This window comes from Phenylobacterium sp. (assembly GCF_030693625.1).
Classification (GTDB): Bacteria; Pseudomonadota; Alphaproteobacteria; order Caulobacterales; family Caulobacteraceae; genus Phenylobacterium; species Phenylobacterium ferrooxidans.
This window is the reverse complement of sequence record NZ_JAUYAF010000073.1, coordinates 66,258-84,922: the sequence shown is the minus strand read 5'-3', so window position 1 is coordinate 84,922 and position 18,665 is coordinate 66,258. Positions and strand designations below refer to the sequence as shown.

Genomic DNA, 18,665 nt, shown 5'->3' with positions numbered 1-18,665 from the left:
TTGGAGGCGTCGATGGAGTAGCGGAAATCGTGGCCCGGCCGGTCGGCGACAAAGGTGATCTTTTCGGCGTGGGGCGTATTGGCCGGCGCCAGCCGGTCGAGCTCGGCGCACAGCATCTGGATGACCTCCAGGTTGCGGTGGGTGGAGTCCCCGCCGATGCAATAGGTCTCGCCCAGACGCCCCTTCTGCAGCACCAGCAGCAGGGCCTGCGCATGGTCGTCCACATGCAGCCAGTCGCGGACCTGGCGGCCGTCGCCATAGACCGGGATGGTCTTGCCCTCCATGGCGCGCAGCACCACCGTCGGGATCAGCTTTTCCGGAAACTGGAAGGGGCCGTAGTTGTTGGCGCAGTTGGTGATCACCACCGGCAGGCCGAAGGTGCGGTTCCAGGCGCGCACCAGGTGGTCGGCGCCGGCCTTGCTCGCCGAGTAGGGCGAGTTGGGGTCGTAGGGGGTTTCTTCGGTGAAGGCGCCGCTCTCCCCCAGGGCCCCGAACACCTCGTCGGTGGAGACGTGGTGGAAGCGGAAGCCGGCCTTCTTCGCGGGCTCGAGGCCCAGCCAGTAGGCGCGCGCGGCCTCCAGCAGGACGGCGGTGCCCATCACGTTGGTGCGCACGAAGTCCAGCGGCCCGTCGATGGCCCGGTCGTTGTGGCTCTCGGCGGCCAGGTGCATCACCGCGTCCGGCTGATGCCTGGCGAAGATCGCCTTCACCGCCGGGGCGTCGCAGATGTCGGCCTGCTCGAAGGCATAGAGCGGCGAGGCCGAGACCTCGGCCACGTTCTCCAGATTGGCCGAGTAGGCCAGGACGTCGAGGTTGACCACCTCATGGCCGTCCGCCACGGCCCGTCTCACGACCGCCGACCCGATGAAACCGGCGCCGCCCGTAACAAGGATTTTCATGGAGTCTTTCGTAAGCGATGGCGGCGGTCTTGCCACGTCAATTCCCGCAAGGATTGCCTCTAGCAGGAGATCGCGTCGGGCTCAATTCGCGGCGCGCCGTGACGCTTTTTCGCAAGGGCCGCGCTTGAGGCGGTGAGACGGGGCGCCTACAGTCTCCCAACTCGCTCCCTCGCATTTTCGGGGATCACGCCGCGCCTCCGCATTTTCGGGGACCAGTCGATGGCGGGCGGCGCGTGTCGCGCCTTGGGGATGGCCGTGGTTTCGAGTTCAGACGACGGGCCGGTTGCGGCCCCCGCAGGGCCCCGGCCCGGTTTTCCGCCCGGCGGGCCCCGCGGCCCTGGCGGCCCGGGTGGTCGTTTCGGCGGCAAGGATCTGACCACCGGTCCCATCGGCCCGACCCTGATCGCCTTCGCCCTGCCGGTGATGGGCTCCAATATCCTGCAGTCCCTGAACGGCACGGCCAACGCCATCTGGGTCAGCCACGTCCTGGGGGAGGCGGCCCTGACCGCCACCTCCAACGCCAACATCATTTTCTTCCTGATGCTGGGGGCGGCCTTCGGGGTCAGCATGTCGGCCAACCTGCTGATTGGCCAGTCGGTCGGCGCCGGCGACCTGCCGATGGTCAAGCGGGTGATCGGCACCGCCGTCACCTTCTTCCTCGTGCTGTCGATCGGGGTGGGGGTGAGCGGCTACGTCTTCACCCCGGCCATCCTGCACGCCATGGGCACACCGGCGGACGCCGTCCAGGACGCGATCACCTATTTGCGGGTGATCTTTCTGGCCATGCCGTTCATGTACTTCTTCTCCTTCGTCATGATGGCGCAGCGCGGGGCGGGCGATAGCCGCACGCCCTTCTATTTCTCGCTGCTCGCGGTGGGGATGGACGTCATCCTCAACCCCATCCTGATCACCGGCTTCGGCCCGGCCCCGCGCATGGGGATCGCCGGTTCGGCCATGGCGACCCTCACCAGCCAGACCATCACGCTGGGCATCATCCTGGTCTATCTCTACCGCTCCAACTCGGTGCTGGTGCTTCGCCGCGACGAGTGGAAGCTGCTGAAGCCCGAGTGGGAGATCCTCAAGACCATCGTGGTCAAGGGCATGCCCATGGCCTTCCAGATGCTGGTGATCTCGGGCTCGGCGGTGCTGATGATCAGCATGGTCAACACCTATGGCTCCAGCACGGCCGCGGCCTATGGGGCGGCGACCCAGCTCTGGACCTATGTTCAGATGCCGGCCATGGCCCTGGGGGCGGCGGTCTCTTCCATGGCCGCCCAGAACGTCGGGGCGGGCCGTATGGACCGGGTCGACAAGATCGCCGGCATCGGCTCGCTCTACGCCGCCCTGCTCAGCGCCGTGCCGGTGGTGGTGATCTATCTGGTCGAGCCCACCATCCTGCACCTGTTCCTGCCGGTGGGCAGTCCCTCCCACGACATCGCCATGCGGATCAACATGTTCGCCCTTTGGGGCTTCATCCCCTTCGGCGTGTCCTTCGTCCTGTCGGGGATCGTGCGGGCCACGGGGTCGGTCTGGCCGCCCCTGTTCGCCATGATCATCTCGATGTGGATCGTGCGCGTGCCCTTCGCCAACCTGCTGATGCCCGTGATCGGCGCCGACGCCATCTGGTGGAGCTTCCCGCTGGGCAGCATCACCTCCTGCATCCTTGCCGCGTCCTGGTATCGTTGGGGCCCCTGGCGCAACGCGCGCCTGATGAAGTTCACCCCGCACGGAGACGCGCCCGACACCGGCATGAGCCTGCCGGGCGGCCTGGAGGAGAGTGAGGCCGCCGAGGCCGTGGCCGAAGCCGGTCAGCCCGACCCTACGGCTCAACCAGGGCCGAATAGACCAAAGTCCGAAGCTCCCGCCGGATAGGATAGCTGGAGGACGGCAGGACCTGGGTCATGAAGACCACCTGGATGTCCTCCACGGGATCGACCCAGAAGGCCGTGGAGGCCGCGCCGCCCCAGTAGTACTCGCCGGGGCTGGAGGTCAGCATGGCTTTCACCGGATCGAAGGTCACGGCGAACCCCAGGCCGAATCCGACCCCGGCGTTGGTGGCTTCTGAGAACAGCGAGCGCGACAGGTCGGTCAGGTCCTGGCCGCCCGGCAGGTGGTTGGACGCCATCAGCTTCAGGGTCTTGGGCGCGATCAGCCGCTGGCCGTCCAGCACCCCGCCATTCCCCAGCATCCGGCAGAAGGCCATGTAGTCCTTGGCCGTCGAGACCAGGCCGCCGCCGCCGGAATGGAAGCTGGGGGTATTCAGGTACGGGCTCGTTTCCGGGTCGTCCTGCAGGGTCAGGCCGCCGGTGGCTGTGGCGTTGTAGCAGGCGGCGAAGCGGGGCCGTTGGTCGTCGCGCACCTGGAAGCCGGTGTCGGACATCTTCAGCGGATCGAAGATGCGGGTCTGCAGGAAGGTCTGGAACGGCATTCCGGAAATGCGCTCCACCAGCACCCCCAGGACGTCGGTGGAGATCGAGTAGTTCCAGGCCTCGCCCGGCGAGAACTCCAGGGGCAGCTTGGCGAGTTCGGCGACGAAGGCGTCCATGTCGGGGCCATAGCTGTCGGCGATCTTCAGCTTGCGGTAGGCGGCGTCCACATTGCCACGATTCTGAAAGCCGTAGGTCAGGCCCGAGGTGTGGCGCAGCAGGTCGACCATCTGCATCGGCCGAGCCGGCGGCGTGGTCATGAACGGACCGACGCCGGCGTTGAAGACTCCCAGGTTCTTCCACTCCGGGATGAAGCGGCTCACCGGATCGTCCAGGGCCACCAAGCCTTCCTCCACCAGCATCATGAAGGCCAGGCTCGTGATCGGCTTGGTCATCGAATAGATGCGGAACAGGGTGTCGGTCGCCACCGCCTTGCCCCGCTCGCGATCGGCCTGGCCCAGCAGGGTCTCGTGGACCAGTTCGCCACGCCGGCTGATCTGCACCTGGGCGCAGGGGATCTTGCCCGGCTCGACGTAGCGGCTCGCCAGGAAGCGGTCGAGCTTGCCGAGGCGTTCGCTGGAGAAGCCGAGTTTTTCAGGCCGGGTCATACGCTGCGTCCCTGTGAGTCAGTGATCCCCCACCGTGCCGGATGCGCGGGGCCGATATCAAGCGGCGCTGCGGGCGTGTCGCGGCGCCGGCGGCGGTTCGGCTCACCGCGCCGGGCCTCCACGGCCTGCAGCTTTCGCCGCGTCAGCCAGGAAGGACGGTAGGGGCGGCACAAGAATTTCGTGGGTTTGACGCAAAGGCGACGTTGCGTAAGCCGAACAGTCGTTTGATAATGCCGACCAGACCGACGGCCTAAGGGCCTGTCGTGTCGCGGATTTTTGGTCTGGCGTCGCTCTACGCCATACCGGATTTAGGAAAAACTGCCCGCACTTGGCGGCGCCATGGGAGGCCATAGATGGCTTGGGATTTTGAAACTGACCCGGAGTTCCAGAAGAAGCTGGACTGGATTGAAGACTTTATGCGCGAGGAGGTCGAGCCTCTGAGCCATCTGGGCATGGCCGTCCATGGCCCGCTCGGCCGCGAGAAGTTCATCAAGCCCCTGCAGCAGAAGGTGAAGGATCAGGGCCTGTGGGCCTGCCACCTCGGTCCCGAACTGGGCGGCCAGGGCTTTGGCCAGCTGAAGCTGGGCCTGATGAACGAGAAGCTCGGCCGCAACGGCCTGGCCCCCACCGTCTTCGGCTGTCAGGCGCCCGACACCGGCAACGCCGAGATCATCGCCCACTACGGCACAGACAAGCAGAAGGAGCAGTATCTCTGGCCGCTCCTGAACGGTGAGATTCGCTCGGCCTTCTCGATGTCCGAGCCCACCGGCGGTTCCGACCCCCTGACCTTCAAGACCCGCGCGGTCCTGGACGGCAATGAGTGGGTGATCAACGGCGAGAAGTGGTTCTCCACCAACGCCCGCTATTCCAAGGTCCTGGTGCTGTACGCGGTCACCGACCCGGACGCGAAGGACCCCTATCGCCGCACCTCGATCTTCCTCGTGCCCACCGACACCCCTGGCGTGGAGATCATCCGCAACGTGGCGGTCGGCGGCGGCGGCGAGATCGGCGGCGGGACCGAGGGCTATGTCCGCTACAACAACGTGCGCGTCCCCTATGACGCCCTGCTTGGCGAGCGCGGCGCGGCCTTTGTCATCGCCCAGGTTCGCCTGGGCGGCGGCCGGGTCCACCACGCCATGCGCACGGTGGGTTCCTGCAAGCACGCGCTTGACCTGATGTGCCAACGCGCCGCCTCGCGGAACACCCGCGACGGCAAGCTGGCCGACCTGCAGATGGTCCAGGCCGACATCGCCGACTGCTGGATCGCGCTGGAAAGCTTCCGCCTGCTGGTGCTGCGCACCGCCTGGCTGATCGACAAGCACAAGGACTACAATCTGGTGCGCAAGGACATCGCGGCCATCAAGGTCATGATGCCCAAGGTCTATAACGACATCGCCACCAAGGCCGCCCACCTGCACGGCGCGCTCGGCGTCTCCAACGAGATGCCCTTCATGCACATGGTCACCAGCTCGCTGGTCATGGGCATCGCCGATGGCCCCACCGAGGTTCACAAGGTGACCTTGGCCAAGCAGGTCCTGAAGGACTACAGCGCCGACAACGACCTGTTCCCGAAGTACCATATTCCGCGCCTCCGTGAGGAAGCCCAGGAAAAGTACGCCGACGAACTGGCCGATCTGAAGAAGGGCTATGAGGCCCTGCGCGGCGCCCGGGAAACCGAAAAGGCCTAGTCACCAGACCCTTTCCCGCTGCGGAAAGGCGCGACAATGTGGGGGCGGCTCCTTTGCGGGAGCCGCCCTTCGCATATCCAGACATTTCACAACCTCCCATTTCCAAGACCCGAGGATTTCCATGACCGACGCCCCCGCCTGGCCCGTGATGAGCATCCGTGACGCCCACGCCCAGCTGACGGCGCCCGGCCAACGGTTCGAGATGGAGGAGAAGGTCATCCGGGGTGTCGCCACCCGCACCTGGAAGAACGCCCCGCCGACCTTGCGCGACGTCTTCCTGAACGGTCGGGCCTTCGGCGAGCGGGAGTTCCTGATCAACGACGACGAGCGGGTGACCTACGAAGCCTATACGCGGGCGACGATCACGCTCGCCCACCGTCTGGCCGCCGACGGCGTCAAGAAGGGCGACAGGGTGGCGGTCATCATGCGCAACCTGCCCGAATGGCCCGTCACCTTCTGGGCGGGCGTCCTGCTGGGCGCCATCGTCACCCCGCTGAACGCCTGGTGGACCGGGGCCGAGCTCGAATACGGCCTGGCCGATTCCGGGACCAAGGTGGCCTTTGTCGATGACGAGCGGCTGGAGCGCCTGATCGACCACCTGCCCAACCTTCCAGCCCTGGAGCGGGTCTATGTCTCGCGCCTGTCCGCAGCCCGCGGCGACCCCCGGGTCAGCCGGCTGGAGGACGTGATCGGCAAGCCCAATGACTGGAGCCGGCTGGCCGACATGCCTCTGCCGGAGGTGGCCATCGACCCGGAGGACGACGCCACCATCCTCTACACCTCCGGCACCACGGGAAAGCCGAAGGGCGCGCTCGGCACCCACCGCAACATGACGTCCAACATCATGGCCAGCGGAATCTCTGCCGCGCGTAACTTCCTGCGGGCCGGCCAACCCCTGCCGGAAAGCGACCCCCACAAGCTGCCCCAGCGCTGCACTCTGCTGGTGGTGCCGATGTTCCACGCCACCGGCCTGTCGGCCAATCTCAGCCCCAGCATGAACGCCGGTGGCAAGATCGTGATGATGCGCCGCTGGGAGCCGGAGGCGGCCATGAAGCTGATCGAGGCCGAGAAGGTCGGCTCCACCGGCGGGGTTCCCACCATCGCCTGGCAGCTCATCGAGCACCCGGCGCGGTCGAAGTACGACCTGTCGTCCCTGACAGCCGTCTCCTACGGCGGCGCCCCCTCGGCGCCCGAGCTGGTGCGCAAGATCGTCGAGGTGTTCCCGGCCTCCCAGCCCGGCAACGGCTGGGGCATGACAGAAACCACCGCCACCTTCACCAGCCACCTGGGCAAGGACTATTCGTTCCGCCCCGACTCGGCCGGGCCCGCCGCCCCGGTGGGCGAGATGCAGATCCGCGACCCTGCCGACGGCGTCACCCTCCTGCCCGACGGCGCGGTGGGCGAACTGTGGGTCAAGGGCCCTCAGGTGGTGAAGCTGTACTGGAACAAGCCCGACGCCACGGCCGAAACCTTCGCGGGCGGCTGGCTGCGAACCGGCGACCTGGCGCGCATCGACGAGGAGGGCTTCCTCTTCATCATCGACCGCGCCAAGGACATGCTCATCCGCGGCGGCGAAAACATCTACTGTGTCGAAGTCGAAAATGTTTTGTATGACCATTCCGACGTCATGGACGCCGCCCTGGTCGGCGTTCCGCACAAGACGCTCGGTGAGGAACCGGCGGCCATCGTGCATCTGAAACCTGGTGGAACGGCGACCGAAGCCGAACTGCGGGACTGGGTGCGCGAACGGCTGGCGGGGTTCAAGGTCCCGGTGAAGGTCGTGTTCTGGCCCGAAACCCTGCCCCGGAACGCCAACGGCAAGATCCTGAAGACTGAGCTCAAGAAGGTGTTTGAGGAGTAGGCATGGGTTCTCTGGCGCGAAAGCCGCTGATCGTCGGGATCGGCGGCACCATCCGCTCCAACTCCTCCACCGAGAAGGCGCTCAAGGTGGCGCTGGCGGCGGTCGAGGCGGGCGGGGGCGAGACGCGCCTGCTGGGCGGGGAGTTCCTGGCCAGCCTGCCGATCTACAACCCCCAGCCGGGCGGTCCCACGCCTGAGCAACAGGTGCTCATTGACGCCGTGCGCGACGCCGATGGCGTCATCGTCGCCAGCCCCGGCTATCACGGCTCGATCTCCGGGGTGGTGAAGAACGCCCTGGACACCCTGGAGGGTCTGCGCGATGACGCCCGGCCTTACTTCACAGGCCGCGCCGTGGGCTGCGTCATCACCGCCGAGGGCTGGCAGGCCGCAGGCACGACATTGACCACGCTGCGATCGATCATACATGCCCTGAGGGGCTGGCCGACTCCGTTCGGCGCGGCCCTGAACGCCAATTCCGGTTCCTTCGACGCCGAAGGGGCCTGCGTGGACCCCAAGGACGCCTGGCAGCTCGCCACGGTGGGAGAACAGGTCCTGGAATTCGCCCTGCTGAAAGCCGCCCGATGAAGCGCCCCTATCTCGTCCAGACCGGTTCCTCCACCTCCGACGGCGGGGGCGGAGGCAATGAAGAGGCCCACGAATCCGCGATCTCGCCGATCGAGGACATCATTGAGGACGCCCGCAACGGCCGCCCCTACATCCTCGTGGACGCCGAGGACCGCGAGAACGAGGGGGATGTCATCATCCCGGCCCAGTTCGCGACGCCAGACCAGATCAACTTCATGGCCAAGCACGCGCGCGGCCTGATCTGCCTGTCGATCACCAGCGATCGCGCCCGCCAGCTGCGCCTGCCCCCCATGGCCGCGGAGAACCGCGAGGGCATGGGCACCGCCTTCACCGTCTCAATTGAGGCCGCAGAAGGCGTGACCACCGGCATCTCGGCCCATGACCGCGCCCACACCGTGGCCGTGGCCATCGACCCTACGAAGGGCATGGACGACATCGTCTCGCCCGGCCACGTCTTCCCCCTGGTGGCCCGCGACGGCGGCGTGCTGGTCCGCGCCGGCCACACCGAGGCGGCGGTCGACATCTCCCGCATGGCGGGCCTGAACCCCGCGGGCGTGATCTGCGAGATCATGAAGGACGACGGGTCCATGGCGCGTCTGCCCGACCTGGTGGGCTTCGCCCAGCTGCACGGCCTGAAGATCGGCACCATCGCCGACCTGATCGCCTATCGCCGCCGCACCGAACGCCAGGTGGAGCGGGTGCTGGAAACGCCCTTCGACTCGGCCTTCGGCGGCCGCTTCCGGATGGTGATCTACCGCAATATCCTGGACGGCACCGAGCACGTGGTCCTGACCAGGGGCAAGATCGATCCCGACAAGCCGACCCTGGTGCGCATGCACCGCGTCGACTTCGCCGCCGACATGCTGGGCCACACCGAGGCGCGCCGGGACTATGTGCCGCGCGCCCTGCAGGCCATCGCCGACTATGACGGCGCCGGGGTGGCGGTATTCATCCGCGACTCCAATCCAGCCTGGCTGTCGGAACGGTACGGCGCGGAGCCGGGGACCGACCACGGGGCCAATGTGCTGCGCGACTACGGGGTCGGCGCCCAGATCCTGCTGGATCTCGGCGTGCGCGACATGACGCTGCTGTCCAATTCGGCCACCGTGCTGCCGGGCTCGGGCGGCTACGGCCTGCGCATCGTCGGCCGCACGCCGCTCGACTAGCCGGCCGCCCGCCCGGTCACCAGCACCAGCTTGCCGGTCAGGTGGCGGGCCTCCGCGACGCGGTGCGCCTCGGCTGCATCGGCCAGGCCATAGCAGACGATATTTGGCGGCCACACCGCGCCGGCTTCCAGCAGGGCGAGCATCCGCTCGAGATGGGCGCGGTCGCGGGTGACGGCCGGGCGCAGGGTCTCGACGTCCTGGCGTGGCGTGAAGTCCTTCTTCGGCGGGGCGATGAACACCAGGCGCCCACCCGATTTCAGCACCTGGTAGGAGCGGGCCTGGACGTCACCGCCCACCGTGTCGAAGACCACGTCGCAATCATGGACGACCTTGGTGAAGTCCTGGCTGTTGTAGTCGATGACCTGATCGGCCCCGAGGCTGCGCACATAGTCGGCGTTGCCGGCGCTGGCGGTGGTGATCACTGTGGCGCCCAGGTGCTTGGCCAGCTGGATCGCAAAGCCTGCGACGCCGCCCGCGCCGCCCTGGATCAGGATAGTTTCTCCGGCCTTCAGCCTGGCGGTGTCCTCCAGCGCCCAGAGCGCGGTCAGGCTGCTCAGGCCCATGGCCGCGGCGGCTTCATGGCTCAGGGGCGCGGGCTTCCTAGCGATGATGGCGGCCTTGATCGCGATCTTTTCGGCATAGGCGCCATCCTTGCCCTGGTCGGCGACGCCGAACACCGCGTCACCCACAGCAAGATCGGTGACGCCATCGCCCACGGCGCTGACCAAACCGGAGAAATCGCGGCCGAGGATATAGGGGAAGGTCAGCTTGAAATACCCGCCCTCGCGGACCTTGTAGTCAGCCGCGTTGACGCTGGCGGCGTGGACGTCGACCACCACCTCGCCAGGACCGGCGACCGGATCTGGCGCATCGCCATAGCGCAGGTTCTCAGGCCCGCCGTGATCTGTGAGCAAGACAGCCTTCATGGGTCCACCTGTTGGAGATCGTCACGCCGCTCGCTGAAGGAGAGGGGCGGCAAGGGTCTGACCGGTGTTCCGGACCGTGTCAAAACAAGGGAGAACCGTTTGACGGCCTCAGGCCGCGACGTGCTGCGCGGTGTCGCCCGTCACCAGGTCTGGCTGCGCCTGCATGCGCCAGTGCCCGCGTTCCAGAACCACGGTCCGGTCGGAGGCCAGGCGGCGCAGTTCCTCGACCACCCGCGATTCCTGGAAGCTCCGATTCCAGCGGCGCTCCAGGGACTCCAGGATCGTGCCGGTGTCGGCGCCCTCCTCGTGGGCGCGCAGGGCGGCCAGGATCATGTCTTCCAGGCTGCGCTTGATGCGGCCACGGCCTAGGCCGGCCTTGCGGACCGGCGCGGGGGCGGGTGGCGACTCGTCGGGTTCAGCCTCGATCAAGGGCGCGCCGTCGAGGGCCGCGAGCGCGATGTTGACCGCGCGCAGCTCCTCCTCGAAGGGCTCGGCGGCCCTGGCTCGGGCGGCGACCATCTGAGCCTGGACCTCGGCTCGGTGCTGCAAGAGCAGCTTGCGGATGACGTTCATAGGTTGTCTTCGGCGCGCCCGGGGGGGCAATGGCGACGCGGCGCCTCGTTGTTTGGGTTTGCGACAGATCGTCTCATGTAAGCCATCTATATGCCCTCGAATTCTTTCGGAAACTGTACTTTTTCGCCCCGAATTGGGGTTTTTATAGTTAATGCCCCTTAAGGATTGGTCGCCGTTGCTGATCAGCGCCCGGTTGAACCTTGGCGGTCCTGGGCAAAGAGTACTGATTTTGTTAAATAAAATGCCCTGAGGACAAGTTTCTCCCCTCGTCGCCGCAGGCCGTGAAGGGGCGAAGCCCGGCAGAGTGTGACAAATAGGATCCAGGTGCGCCGTCCGCAGGGCGGACCTGTGACAAAACGGCCGCAGATCGCGGTCAGGCGCCCTCAAATTGAGGGCATGCAGCCATAGGCTGCAAGGTCGACGCGCGGCTGAGCGCCAGGGCGAACGGATCGCGAGCAGCTCCAGGCCGGCGCCGTGCCGAAACCGCGCTCCCCGAAGGCGCTGATTCAAAAGGAAGTCGGGGGCGACCAAGCACGCGATTGTCGTTTTCTTGGCGGCGGAACACGCCTATACGACGCTCTGCTACTTATGCACCGCCCGGCCGAAAGGCCGGGCGCCGTCATTTTCGGAGCCCGTCATGACCGACATTCTGATGCCGAAGGCGACCGCCGTCTGGCTGGTCGACAACACCTCGCTCACCTTCGAACAGATCGCCGATTTCTGCGGCCTTCACCCCCTGGAAGTGAAGGGCATCGCTGACGGGGAAGTGGCGCGCGACATCCGCGGCGCCGACCCGATCGCCAATGGCCAGCTTTCCCGCGAAGAACTCGACGCCGCCCAGGCCAGCGACAAGTACCGCATGGTCGCCCAGAAGAGCCGCCACGCCGAACTGCTGAAGCCAGTGAAGAAGGCTCCGCGCTACACCCCGGTGTCGCGCCGTCAGGACCGCCCCGACGCCATCGCCTGGTTCATCCGCAACCACCCCGAGGTGGCCGACAGCCAGATCGCCCGCCTGTTGGGCACGACGAAGGCCACCATAGATCAGGTGCGCAACCGCCAGCATTGGAACGCCGCGAACATCAAGCCGGTTGACCCGGTGACGCTGGGCCTTTCGACCCAGCTCGAGCTGGACGCTGTGGTGCGCAAGGCCGCTGACAAGAAGGCCAAGGACGACGCCAAGCGCGGCATCGTCGAGCCGGACGGCGCAACCCTGGAGCCGGCCTCAGTCACGGGCTCAGCCCCGGTCGAAGATGTCGCCGAAGACACCCAGTACGACGACGACGACGACGCCGAGGATTGATCAGGACGGAGCCCTGGGCGGACGCAGTCGCGTACGCCCAGGGGCGTCCCCCTTCAGAGGGACCTGAATCTCAAACCCTAGTGGGTCCGGGCGCGCAGGGCCTCCATCTCTTCCTTCAGCTTGAGCTTCTTGCGCTTGAGTTCCTTGAGCCGGGCCTCGTCTGATGCTGGTCGGTTAAGCTCGTCCTGAATCGCCTGATCGAGGGAGTGATGGCGGGATCCAAGTTCACGGATTCGGGCTTCAACGGCCATGACGGGTCGTCTCCTTGTGTTGGAACGATGCCAACACTCAACACCCGCTGGTCTGGTCTGTCAGATCACATATGTTTGCACGTGAGCGGACGGAACAGGCGCCTTGAAATCAGGCGCGGGGACCCAAGGGCATGACAAGAACTGATCGTCCCCGCCTCATTGTCGGCATCTCCGGGGCCAGCGGGGTCACCTACGGCCTGCGCGTCCTGGACGCCTGCCGCGAACTCTCCATTGAGAGCCACCTGATCCTGAGCCGCGCCGCGGCCCTGACCATCGCCCAGGAGACCGAGCTCTCGGTCTCCGACGTCCAGGCCCGCGCTGATGTGGCGCACAAGGTCGGCGATGTCGGCGCTTCGATAGCCTCGGGCTCATTCCCGACCCTGGGCATGATCGTGGCTCCCTGTTCGGTGCGCACCATGAGCGAGGTGGCCACCGGGGTGACCTCCTCCCTGCTCACCCGCGCCGCCGATGTGACGCTCAAGGAGCGCCGGCCCCTGGTGCTGATGGTGCGTGAGACTCCGTTGCACCTGGGGCACCTGCGCACGATGGTGAAGCTGGCGGAGATGGGAGCCGTGATCGCCCCGCCCCTGCCGGCCTTCTACGCAAAGCCCGCCAGCCTGGAGGAGATGGTCGATCAGTCCGTGGGCCGGGCGCTCGACCTGTTTGGCCTGGCGTGGCGGCCCGTGAAGCGCTGGGGGCAGGACGTCGGCCCCTTGTCGGGTGACGTCTGATGTCCCTCTGGGCGTGGGCGCTGGAGGCCTATGGCCAGCCAGGCGTTCCCGAGGCGACTCTGGATCTGCAGGACTCCCACGGCCAGAACACCTCCTTCCTGTTGTGGGCGGTCTGGGCCGAGGGGCCGGACGCCGAGGCCTTGGCCAGGGCGGTCGCTGTGACCCGGGCCTGGGACGCGAGCGCCCTTCTCCCGATCCGCGAGGTGCGCCGGGCGTTGAAGCAAAGTCTGCCGCCGGTCGATGACGGCGCGCGCGAAGGGTTGCGGGAGGACATCAAGGCCGCCGAGCTGCGGGCCGAGCGCGTGCTGATGGAGACCCTGGAAGGCCTCGCCGGCGCCTCCAGCGGCGGCCATGGCGCCCTGGCCTCTCTCCGGGCCGCTTCGACCGCCTGGGGCAAGCCCGCCTCCGACGACGCCCTCGCCATGCTGGCGCGTGCGTTAAGCTAGACGTGGGCTCCGGCGATGCGCATCATCGCCTCGATGGGTTCGGGGCGTGCGTATGAACGATCATGAAGGCGAAGACCCGGAAGAGGAGGGCGTCCGCGCCCGCCTGGCCATCGCCACACTGGACCACTCCGATCTGGACGCCGCCATCCAGGCCCTGATGCTGTCGCCTCTGCCCGACATGATGGTGATCAGCCGCCTGAAGCGGAAGAAGCTGCTGCTCAAGGACGAGATCGAGCGGCTGCGCGATCAGCTGACGCCGGACATCATCGCCTAGCCGAGATACCGCCCATGCGGGCGAATGCCGGCGCCCCGCAGAGGTCGAAACCTCCGAACCTGACCTGACGATCAGCCCGTCGCCTCGCCCGTGGCGATCGGAGGCGCGGCGGTGCGGGCCCGCTTTGCGGCGAACATGGCCGCGTCAGCCTCGGCCACCAGGGCCTCGGGCTCGATGTCCAGGGTGATCTCGCAGACGCCGTAGGAAATGTGCAGCGGCGCTGACCAGTCGCCGAACTCGATGGGCGAGGCCTCGATGGCCTGGGCCAGTGATTCGGCCTTGGCCCGCGCCGTGGCCTCATCAGCTTGGACCAGGATCACCCCGAACTCGTCGCCGCCCATGCGGCCGATGATGTCACTGTCGCGGACATTGGCGACCAGGCGCTCGGCCACTGCGCGCAGGGCGGCGTCTCCGGCCGCGTGGCCAAAGCGGTCGTTGACGCTCTTGAATCCGTCGAGGTCGAAATAGACCACGCTGGCCGGCGAACCATAGCGCTGGGCGAAGGTGCGGATGCGACCGAGCTCCCGGACAAAGGCCCGCCGGTTCAGCAGGGGCGTCAAAGGGTCGCGGTCTGCCAGGGTCTCAGCTTCCGAAAGCTTGGCCTTGAGGCGCGAAACCTCGCCCCGCAGATCATCGATTTCGGTCAGCAGGGTCTTCACGGCGTTCTGAACCGCCGGCGTCAGGTCGGCCTCGTTCAGACCCAGAAAGGCGGTCTTGTCCGCCGGCGGCGCGGCTCCGGCCGTGAAATGGGCCCCCGCCTGGGCCAAGGCGCGCCTACGGATGGCCGAAAACGGCTCGCTGCGGGCGCCAGTGACCTTCATGTCGTTTTCAACGGGCTTTCAGAGAACGCGAATCGACGAGGCCTTGTCGACGTTAAGAATCCTAAACGTCCTTGGTTGCGGGCGCAAAGGCGGCGCCTATACTCCGCGCCTTCTCGTCGCAGGGGCCTGTATTCCATGAGCGCCATGTCAGCGCCCGTCGCCATCATCATGGGGAGCCGTTCCGACTGGCCGACGCTGAAAGGTGCGGCCGAGAGCCTGGACGCCCTGGGCGTCGCCTATGAGGCCAAGGTGATCTCCGCCCACCGCACACCGGAGCGGATGTATGCGTTCGCCAAGGGGGCCAAGTCAGCCGGATTCAAGGTGATCATCGCCGGGGCCGGGGGAGCCGCCCACCTGCCCGGCATGACGGCCTCGATGACCGAGCTGCCGGTGCTGGGCGTGCCGGTGCAGTCCAAGTCCCTCAGCGGCCTCGACAGCCTGCTCTCCATCGTCCAGATGCCGGCCGGCGTCGCCGTGGGGACCATGGCCATCGGCGAGGCGGGCGCGAAGAACGCCGGCCTGATGGCCGCCCAGATCCTGGCCCTGTCCGACCCGGCCCTGGCCAAGCGACTGGCCGATCACCGGGCTCGCCACACCCAGTCCGTTTCCGAAACCGTCGAGGACTGATCCCCCCATGGCCATGCTCCCCCTGGCTCCGGGCGAAACCATCGGAATTCTCGGCGGCGGACAACTGGGTCGGATGCTGGCCCAGGCCGCCTCGCGGCTGGGCTTCGACGTGGCGATCCTGGAACCCGCCCCAGACGCGCCCGCTGGCCGGGTCGCGGCCCATACGGTGCGCGGCGGCTATGACGAGCCGCGCGCCCTGGAGGCCCTGGCCGCCGTCGCCAGCCTGGTCACCTTCGAGTTCGAGAACGTGCCGGCCGCCGCCGTGGCCCACCTGACCGCCCAGGAGGTCGAGGTGGCGCCCAATGCGCGGGCCCTGGCCGTGGCGCAGGACCGGGTGGAGGAGAAGACCTTCCTCAATTCCATCGGCGTGGCCACCGTGGCCTTCGCCGCCGCCGACAGCGGAGAGGCCGCCGCCGCCGCCATGGGGAAGGTGGGCGCGCCGGCCCTCATGAAGACCCGGCGCGAAGGCTATGACGGCAAGGGCCAGCGCTGGGTCGAGCACGCCGCCGACGCCGCCGCCGTCTTCGAATTCCTGGGCGGCCAGCCGGTGATCCTGGAGGCGCCGGCCGACTTTGTGCGCGAACTGTCGGTGATCGCCGCGCGTGGCCGCGACGGTGAGCTGGCCATCTATCCCATGGCCGAGAACCACCACGAGAACGGCGTGCTGCGCCGTTCCGTGGCGCCGGCCGCCGTCAGTCCGGGCCTCGCAGAGCAGGCCGAGCGGATCGCGGCCCAGGTGCTCACGGGGCTGGACTATGTGGGGGTGATCGGGATCGAGCTGTTCGAGCTTCCCGACGGCAGGCTGCTGGTCAACGAGATCGCGCCCCGGGTCCATAACACCGGCCACTGGACCATGGACGGCTGCGAGGTCGACCAGTTCGAGCAACACATCCGCGCGATCGCCGGCTGGCCGCTTGGCCCCACGGCCGCCATCGCCCGGGTCGAGATGCTGAACCTGCTGGGGGACGAGGCGGACGGCTGGCTGAAGTTCGCCGGTGAGCCCGAGACCCGCCTGCACCTCTACGGCAAGCGCGACGCCAAGCCGGGCCGCAAGATGGGCCACGTGAACCGTGTGAGCCCGCTCCTGCCGGAGCGACGCTGACGCGTCCTTCGTCTACGGGCGCCGGGCGCCCGAACCCGCGGCCCCGTCAGGCTGCCACGCTTGCTAGGCTTCGTTCGGGATCGCCGAGAGGGCTTCTTCCAGTTCCAGGAAGCTGGGCTGGGCGCCGGAGGGGACGCTGCCGCGGCCGATCTCCACCGAGATCTGGGCGGCGTTGCCGTGCAGGTGGGCCACCAGCACCGACTGGATGATGCGGTAATACGAGCCCTCTTCCTCGAGGATCTCCTTCAGGCGGGCCGCGAAGGGCCCCACCAGGCCATAGGCCAGGAACACGCCGAGGAAGGTGCCCACCAGGGCGCCGCCGATCATGGTGCCCAGGACTTCCGGCGGCTCGGTGATCGAGCCCATGGTCTTGATGACGCCGAGCACGGCGGCGACGATGCCCAGGGCGGGCAGGGCGTCGGCCAGGCTCTGCAGGGCGCCGGCGGGCGCCAGGGCCTCATGGTGGTGCTTCTCCAACTGCTTTTCCATGGCGTCCTCGACCTGGTGCGGGTCCTCGAGGTTCATGGTCATCATCCGCAGGGTGTCGCAGATGAAGTCGACGGCGAAGTGGTCCTTCGTCACCTTCGGGAAGCGCGAGAAGATCGAGGAGTCCTTGGGGTTCTCGATGTGGCTTTCCAGGGCGATGACGCCCTTGGACTTCATGGTCTTGGTCAGCAGGAACAGCAGGGACAGGAGGTCGCGGTAGTCCGAGGCCTTCCACTTGGGGCCGGCGAACACCTTGGCCAGGCCGCCCCCTGTTCCCTTCACCACCGTCATCGAATTGGAGACCAGGAAGGCGGCGATTCCCGAACCGCCGATGGCCAGCATTTCGTGGGGGAGGGCGTGCATGATGACGGCCATGTTGCCGCCGGACCACAGGTAGCTGCCGAACACCGTGGCAAAGAGCAGCACAATGCCGATGATCTGAAACATGCGAGACGGGTCCTGGGACGAATTGCCCGGAGCATCCCCGTTAATGCTTAATGCCCGGTGAGGATTTAGGGGGTTTCGCCCTCCAGCGGCGCGGCGTAACAGCCGGTCCATGTCCCAGTCAGCGCCCGTTCCCGTGAGCCTGCCCAAGTCGTCCTTCGCCATCATTTTCGGCGTGTCGCTGGTGACCGCCATGGGCAATACCGGGATGATTTCGGTGCTGCCGGCCATCGGCCGCTCCATCGGCATTCCCGACTTCCTGGTGGCAGGCGTTTTCTCGCTGTCGGCCCTGCTGTGGGCGGGATCCTCTCCTTACTGGGCGCGCGCCTCCGACCGTCATGGCCGCAAGCCGCTGATGCTGGTGGGCCTGGTGGGGTTCGCTGTCTCGATGGCCGCCTGCGCCGTGGTGGTCGCCGCAGGCCTGCATCACCTGGCGCCGCCCATGGTTATCTTCGGCTTCTTCCTGCTGGCGCGAGCGCTGTTTGGCCTGTTCGGGGCGGCCTCCAATCCCGCCACCCAGGCCTATGTGGCCGAGCACACGCCGCCGGAGGAGCGCACCAGCGCCATGTCCAGCCTGGCCGGCGCCTTTGGCCTGGGCACCGTCATCGGCCCGTTCCTGGCCCCGCTGTTCATCCTGCCGTTCTTCGGACTGGCGGGACCCATGGTGGCCTTCTCGGTGATCGCCCTGATCATGCTTGTGGTGGTCTGGAAGAAGCTGCCCGAGAGCCAGCACATGCCCGTCCAGCCGGTGAGGGCCGAGCCCGTGGCCGGCGCGCCGCCAGCCGCCAAGGAAAGCCCGATGTGGCGCGACCCGCGCATCACGCCCTTCCTGATCTACGGCTTCGTGGTGGCGGTCTGCCAGACGGCCCAGGGCCAGACCCTGGGCTTCCTGATCATCGACAAGCTGGGGATGTCCCCCATGCAGGCCCAGGGCTTCATCGCCATCGCCATGATGTTCGGCGCCGTGGCTGGCCTGCTGGCGCAGTGGGGCATCATCCGCATGTTCGCGATGACCCCGCGCCAGCTGCTGCGCTGGGGCGTGGCGGTGGCGGCGCTGGGCAACCTGATCGTCGCCTTCCAGCCGACCTACGCCGCGGTGGTGGCCGGCTACGCCATCTCAAGCCTGGGATTTGGCCTGGCCCGTCCGGGCTTCACAGCCGGCTCATCCCTGGCCGTGGGCATGCATGAACAGGCCCGCGCCGCCGGGGCCATCGCCGCGGTGAACGGCGTCAATGTGGTGCTCGCCCCGCTGTTCGTGCTGCTCTACCAGCAGGTCCACGCCGCGCCCTTCGTGCTCAACATGGTCCTGATGCTGGCCATGCTGGTCTACGCCTTCAAGAACCCGCAACTGGCCAACGCCGACCCCAAGCCGGCCACCCAGGCCGATTCGGCCATGGCCACCCTGGAGAAGAGCGACGAGGGGTCGCTCTAAACCCCCCGGCCACCCTGAAG

19 protein-coding genes are annotated in these 18,665 nt (G+C 67.3%); 12 read left to right on the top strand and 7 right to left on the bottom strand.

Annotated elements, in window-relative coordinates; translation table 11 throughout:
* Positions 1-899 (bottom strand): dTDP-glucose 4,6-dehydratase (rfbB, locus tag Q8N10_RS17110; protein WP_305663960.1); only part of this gene is annotated, 899 nt, incomplete at its 3' end.
* Between the two features lie 255 nt (positions 900-1,154).
* Between rfbB and Q8N10_RS17105 the strand changes: the two genes are divergently transcribed.
* Entirely contained in the window at positions 1,155-2,771 is a 1,617-nt protein-coding gene (locus Q8N10_RS17105; protein WP_304783770.1) for an MATE family efflux transporter, read from the top strand.
* Here the strand turns inward: Q8N10_RS17105 and Q8N10_RS17100 are convergent.
* Positions 2,719-3,933, bottom strand: a complete 1,215-nt coding sequence (locus tag Q8N10_RS17100) for a serine hydrolase (protein WP_304783768.1) — start codon at positions 3,931-3,933, stop codon at positions 2,719-2,721. The two genes, Q8N10_RS17105 and Q8N10_RS17100, sit on opposite strands and share 53 nt — an antisense overlap.
* Before the next feature lie 353 nt (positions 3,934-4,286).
* Here Q8N10_RS17100 and Q8N10_RS17095 point away from each other — a divergent pair, with 353 nt between their 5' ends.
* The 4 genes from Q8N10_RS17095 (at position 4,287) to ribB (ending at position 9,232) form a co-directional block, all read left to right on the top strand.
* Positions 4,287-5,621: an acyl-CoA dehydrogenase family protein gene (locus Q8N10_RS17095; RefSeq protein WP_304783765.1), complete on the top strand. Its 1,335-nt coding sequence runs from the start codon at positions 4,287-4,289 to the stop codon at positions 5,619-5,621.
* A gap of 121 nt (positions 5,622-5,742) precedes the next feature.
* Entirely contained in the window at positions 5,743-7,482 is a 1,740-nt protein-coding gene (locus tag Q8N10_RS17090) for a class I adenylate-forming enzyme family protein (RefSeq protein ID WP_304783762.1), read from the top strand.
* Positions 7,483-7,484: 2 nt separating this feature from the next.
* The gene (locus tag Q8N10_RS17085; protein WP_304783759.1) at positions 7,485-8,066 is read left to right on the top strand and encodes an NADPH-dependent FMN reductase; all 582 of its coding nucleotides are present in this window, start codon (positions 7,485-7,487) and stop codon (positions 8,064-8,066) included.
* Entirely contained in the window at positions 8,063-9,232 is a 1,170-nt protein-coding gene (gene ribB, locus Q8N10_RS17080; RefSeq protein WP_304783756.1) for a 3,4-dihydroxy-2-butanone-4-phosphate synthase, read from the top strand. The genes Q8N10_RS17085 and ribB overlap by 4 nt, the downstream gene beginning before the upstream one ends.
* On the opposite strand, the gene Q8N10_RS17075 is transcribed toward ribB, so the two are convergent.
* Together Q8N10_RS17075 and Q8N10_RS17070 are read right to left on the bottom strand one after the other, a co-directional pair.
* Positions 9,229-10,158 carry an NADP-dependent oxidoreductase gene (locus Q8N10_RS17075; RefSeq protein WP_304783753.1) on the bottom strand — a complete coding sequence of 310 codons (930 nt, stop codon included), beginning with the start codon at positions 10,156-10,158 and terminating at the stop codon, positions 9,229-9,231. The genes ribB and Q8N10_RS17075 overlap by 4 nt on opposite strands.
* Before the next feature lie 108 nt (positions 10,159-10,266).
* Entirely contained in the window at positions 10,267-10,731 is a 465-nt protein-coding gene (locus Q8N10_RS17070) for a hypothetical protein (RefSeq protein ID WP_304783749.1), read from the bottom strand.
* Positions 10,732-11,368: 637 nt separating this feature from the next.
* Here Q8N10_RS17070 and Q8N10_RS17065 point away from each other — a divergent pair.
* Positions 11,369-12,031, top strand: coding sequence for a DUF1013 domain-containing protein (locus tag Q8N10_RS17065; RefSeq protein WP_304783746.1), 663 nt, complete (start codon positions 11,369-11,371; stop codon positions 12,029-12,031).
* 77 nt (positions 12,032-12,108) lie between these two features.
* On the opposite strand, the gene Q8N10_RS17060 is transcribed toward Q8N10_RS17065, so the two are convergent.
* Positions 12,109-12,282, bottom strand: coding sequence for a DUF465 domain-containing protein (locus Q8N10_RS17060; RefSeq protein ID WP_304783743.1), 174 nt, complete (start codon positions 12,280-12,282; stop codon positions 12,109-12,111).
* A gap of 131 nt (positions 12,283-12,413) precedes the next feature.
* Between Q8N10_RS17060 and Q8N10_RS17055 the strand changes: the two genes are divergently transcribed.
* Genes Q8N10_RS17055 through Q8N10_RS17045 form a run of 3 tightly spaced genes read left to right on the top strand, consistent with a single transcriptional unit; the run spans position 12,414 to position 13,733 of the window.
* The gene (locus Q8N10_RS17055) at positions 12,414-13,013 is read left to right on the top strand and encodes a UbiX family flavin prenyltransferase (RefSeq protein ID WP_304783740.1); all 600 of its coding nucleotides are present in this window, start codon (positions 12,414-12,416) and stop codon (positions 13,011-13,013) included.
* Positions 13,013-13,459, top strand: a complete 447-nt coding sequence (locus Q8N10_RS17050; RefSeq protein WP_304783737.1) for a TIGR02444 family protein — start codon at positions 13,013-13,015, stop codon at positions 13,457-13,459. Before Q8N10_RS17055 ends, Q8N10_RS17050 begins: the two co-directional genes overlap by 1 nt.
* Before the next feature lie 52 nt (positions 13,460-13,511).
* Positions 13,512-13,733, top strand: coding sequence for a YdcH family protein (locus Q8N10_RS17045; protein WP_304783734.1), 222 nt, complete (start codon positions 13,512-13,514; stop codon positions 13,731-13,733).
* 71 nt (positions 13,734-13,804) lie between these two features.
* On the opposite strand, the gene Q8N10_RS17040 is transcribed toward Q8N10_RS17045, so the two are convergent.
* A complete protein-coding gene (locus Q8N10_RS17040) occupies positions 13,805-14,554 on the bottom strand; it encodes a GGDEF domain-containing protein (RefSeq protein ID WP_304783731.1) in 750 nt (249 codons plus the stop codon).
* A gap of 135 nt (positions 14,555-14,689) precedes the next feature.
* Between Q8N10_RS17040 and purE the strand changes: the two genes are divergently transcribed.
* Both purE and Q8N10_RS17030 read left to right on the top strand, forming a co-directional pair.
* Positions 14,690-15,181, top strand: a complete 492-nt coding sequence (gene purE, locus Q8N10_RS17035; protein WP_304783728.1) for a 5-(carboxyamino)imidazole ribonucleotide mutase — start codon at positions 14,690-14,692, stop codon at positions 15,179-15,181.
* Between the two features lie 7 nt (positions 15,182-15,188).
* Positions 15,189-16,283 carry a 5-(carboxyamino)imidazole ribonucleotide synthase gene (locus Q8N10_RS17030; protein WP_304783725.1) on the top strand — a complete coding sequence of 365 codons (1,095 nt, stop codon included), beginning with the start codon at positions 15,189-15,191 and terminating at the stop codon, positions 16,281-16,283.
* Positions 16,284-16,346: 63 nt separating this feature from the next.
* Here the strand turns inward: Q8N10_RS17030 and motA are convergent, their stop codons facing one another.
* Complete coding sequence (gene motA / locus Q8N10_RS17025) at positions 16,347-17,216, bottom strand: flagellar motor stator protein MotA (RefSeq protein WP_304783722.1); 870 nt, start codon at positions 17,214-17,216, stop codon at positions 16,347-16,349.
* A 109-nt stretch (positions 17,217-17,325) separates the two neighbouring features.
* Here motA and Q8N10_RS17020 point away from each other — a divergent pair, with 109 nt between their 5' ends.
* The gene (locus Q8N10_RS17020) at positions 17,326-18,645 is read left to right on the top strand and encodes an MFS transporter (protein ID WP_304783719.1); all 1,320 of its coding nucleotides are present in this window, start codon (positions 17,326-17,328) and stop codon (positions 18,643-18,645) included.
* Positions 18,646-18,665: the final 20 nt, after the last annotated feature.